Source organism: Methylobacterium tarhaniae (genome assembly GCF_001043955.1).
GTDB lineage: Bacteria > Pseudomonadota > Alphaproteobacteria > Rhizobiales > Beijerinckiaceae > Methylobacterium > Methylobacterium tarhaniae.
Map to the genome: position 1 here is coordinate 1 of NZ_LABZ01000289.1, position 3,305 is coordinate 3,305.

Genomic DNA, 3,305 nt, shown 5'->3' on the forward strand with positions numbered 1-3,305 from the left:
GGGGGGCGCCCGCAGCGGGGCCACCGCCCCCGCCGAGCCGCCGGTCACCACGATGTCGCGCGGGGCGGAGGTCTCCTCGCCCTCCCTGCCGCCCGCTGCGGACGGATCTCGTCTGTGCGCCGCTTGCATGAGTGTCGCCGGAAGGGCGGCGGCCCTCGCACCCGCCCCCGGCGCGGCACCTCAACACAGGATAAGCGGCGCCGCGCCTCAGCGCCCGCGGGCGCCCGGCCTGTCCCGGCCGCCGATCCGGCGCTCGTAATGCTTGGCGACCCGCAGGTGACGGGAGATCGCGTAGTTCATCGCCGTGAGGAAGCCGTAGGCGCCGCGCACGCAGTGGCGGCGGCCGAAATAGGCCTTGAGGAAGTTGCCCGGCAGCTCGACGAAGAGGCGCCAGGTCGGGATCCGGACGCCCCGCGCCTCGAGGTCGTCGGCCTGCTGGTCCGAATAGCGGTTGAGCTTGTCGAGCTGGTCGCCGAGCGAGCGCACCGAGAAGTGGTGGATCACCGACCGCAACCGCCCGACGGTGGCGCTCGCGTCGAGCTCGACCCGGTCGTGCACCGGCGAGGGCGAGTAGCGGCCGCGGTCGCGGCGATAGAGCCGCACCGGCCAGAGCGTGTAGGCGAGGCGATGCGGCCGCGTCTCGCCGGGAAACACCTCGGCGATGCCGACGGCGTAGGCCGGGTGCGGCGGCTCGCCGGCCGCGAACAGCCGGCGGATCTCGGCGGCGAGGTCCGGCGGCACCACCTCGTCCGCGTCGAGGTTCAGCATCCAGACGTGCCGGCACTGCTCCTCGGCGAAGCGCTTCTGCGGCCCGTAGCCCGGCCAGTCCCGCTCGATCACCCGCGCGCCGAAGGAGGCGGCGAGCTCCCGCGTGCCGTCGGTCGAGCCGGAATCGACCACGATCAGGTCGTCGGTCAGGTCGCGCAGAGCCGCCAGGGTGGCGCCGATCCGGTCGGCCTCGTTGCGGGCGATGAGGAAGATCGAGAGGGGGAGGGGGGCGACCATGAACCGAGGCAGGGATCGGGACCGAGGCAAGGATCGGCGGCAAGGATCGGCGGCAAAAACCCGGCCCGCTCGGGGCGGCGCCGGGGAATGTCGAGGCAGCCTCTAGAGCATCTTTCGGAGTTCTGAAAACCGGCTTGCGCGAGAGAGCCCGTTGCCGGGCGGGAGCGTGCCCTGGCGGCAACGGCCAGCCGGAGACGTGCGATCCGGCTCCGTTGCCGCATTGGCGCCGCATCGGTTTGGCTCATCCTTAAGAGGTGCCCGTCAGGATCGGGCGCGAGGAATCGCCGGGTGTCGCAAGGTTTCCGAGGGCGCGGCACGAGGGGGAGCGGGTCTTTGGTGATGAGGGTTCTCGTGCGGAGCCGGAACTTGGGGATCCTCCTCGTCGCGGTCGGGCTCGGCGCCTGCGCGGGCGCGCCGAAGGGCGTGCTGGCGCCGGTGGCCGCCACGGTGCCGGGGGCCTCGCGCGTCGACATGCTGGTCGCGACCACGCGCAAGACCGCCGCCAATCCCGGCGAGCTGTATTCCGGCGACCGCGGGCCGGCCCTGTCCTACGCCGACATCACGGTCTCGATCCCGCCGGATTCGGTGCGCCAGCCCGGCACGGTGCAGTGGCCGAAGGAGCTGCCCGGCAACCCCGCCACCGACTTCGTGACCCTCAAGGCCGAGACCCTGGACCGGCCGGAGGCGGCCGCGCGCCTGCGCCGCAATGCGGCGCGCACGGGCAAGCGCCACGTGCTGGTCTTCGTCCACGGCTTCAACAACCGCTTCGAGGACGCGGTCTACCGCTTCGCCCAGATCGTGCACGACACCAAGGCCGACGTGGTGCCGGTGCTGTTCACCTGGCCCTCCCGCGGCAGCGTGCTGGCCTACGGCTACGACCGGGAGAGCACCAACTACTCCCGCAACGCCCTCGAAGGCGTGCTGCGGCGCCTGTCGCAGAATCCCGAGGTGGCCGAGGTGACGGTGCTCGCCCACTCGATGGGCAACTGGCTGGTGCTCGAATCCTTGCGCCAGATGGCGATCCGCGACGGGCGCGTGGCGCCGAAGATCCGCGACGTGGTGCTGGCCGCCCCCGATGTCGACGTCGACCTCGCCCGCGAGGCCTTTCGCGACATGGGCCCAGCCCGGCCGCGCCTGAGCCTGTTCGTCTCCCAGGACGACAACGCGCTCGCGGTCTCGCGCCTGGTCTGGGGCAATTCGGGTGCGCGCCTCGGCGCCATCGACCCGTCGAGCGAGCCCTACCGCACCGAACTCGCCCGCGAGAACATCGCGGTCCTCAACCTCACCGCCATGAAGGGGGACGACGCCCTCAACCACGGCAAGTTCGCCGGCAGCCCGCAGCTCGTGGCGCTGCTGGGCAACCGCCTGGCGCAGGGCCAGACCATCACCGATTCCCGCGTCGGCCTCGGCGACCGCATCGTCCAGATGACGGCGGGCGCCGCCGCCACCGTCGGCACCGCCGCCGGCCTCGCGGTCTCGGCCCCGGTCGCGGTGCTCGACGCCCAGAGCCGCGAGACCTACGGCGAGCACTTGCGCAACCTCGGCCAGGGCATCGGCGACACGGCGGAGGGCGCGGTCGATCTCGCGACCGCGCCGGCGCGGGCGCTCGGGGGGCGGTAAGGATTCAGCCTGCCGAAGCCGCGGCTCTCCGCCAGGCTTCCGGCATCGACCGGTCGATCAGCTCCGCGGCGACCGCCTTGGCGCCGGAACCGTCGCCTGCGAGCGGCAGGGCCCGGCGCCCCGGCATCCCGGAGGGTGTGCCGCCGGGCGGAGCCGCGGAGCGGGCAGGGGGCGCAGGACCATGAGGCCGCCCCGGCCGCGCGGCAGGCCTCGGCGCGGTCAGTCGCCCGGCGCGACGGGCCGCGCCGCGACATAGGCCGTCCGCCGGCCCGGCACGAAACCCACGCTCTCGTAGAAGGCGTGCACCCGCGGGTCGACCCGCCCGCTCTGCATCAGGACGTGGTGGCAGCCGCTCGCCCATGCATGGGCGAGGGCCGCCCGGACGACCGCCCTTCCATGCCCGCGTCCCCGGTGATCGGGGTGGGCGACGACGTTCTCCAGGAAGCCGTGGGAGCGTCCCGCGCGCAGGAGGTTCGGCGCGGTGACGAGCATGCAGGTCGCCGCGATGCACCCGTCCCCATCGGCCACGAAGACGGTGACCCCCGGATGCGCCAACGTCTCGTGCCACAGGCGCTCGGCCCGTGCCGGCGGCCCGGCGACGGCGCTGACCTCGGACGCGGCGAAGAGTGAGAGGAGCGACGGCAGGTCGGATGGGAGGGCGGGCCGCCGGCACGGGCCGA

General features: G+C 73.5%; 3 protein-coding genes. 1 reads left to right on the forward strand and 2 read right to left on the reverse strand.

Translation table 11 applies throughout. The features are described from left to right. Positions 1–207 precede the first annotated feature (207 nt). A complete protein-coding gene (locus VQ03_RS28845; protein ID WP_048454366.1) occupies positions 208–1,005 on the reverse strand; it encodes a glycosyltransferase family 2 protein in 798 nt (265 codons plus the stop codon). Between the two features lie 339 nt (positions 1,006–1,344). On the opposite strand from VQ03_RS28845, the gene VQ03_RS28850 reads away from it, so the two are divergent. Next, positions 1,345–2,625, forward strand: a complete 1,281-nt coding sequence (locus tag VQ03_RS28850) for an alpha/beta hydrolase (RefSeq protein WP_048454367.1) — start codon at positions 1,345–1,347, stop codon at positions 2,623–2,625. 219 nt (positions 2,626–2,844) lie between these two features. Here VQ03_RS28850 and VQ03_RS28855 read toward each other — a convergent pair. Continuing rightward, positions 2,845–3,305 (reverse strand): GNAT family N-acetyltransferase (locus VQ03_RS28855; RefSeq protein ID WP_245292234.1); only part of this gene is annotated, 461 nt, incomplete at its 5' end.

What these genes read in the sequence shown, in the direction of transcription:
- VQ03_RS28845 (WP_048454366.1), bottom strand. Translation starts at nt 1,005, where the DNA reads ATGGTCGCCCCCCTCCCCCTCTCGATCTTCCTCATCGCCCGCAACGAG.
- VQ03_RS28850 (WP_048454367.1), top strand. Translation starts at nt 1,345, where the DNA reads ATGAGGGTTCTCGTGCGGAGCCGGAACTTGGGGATCCTCCTCGTCGCG.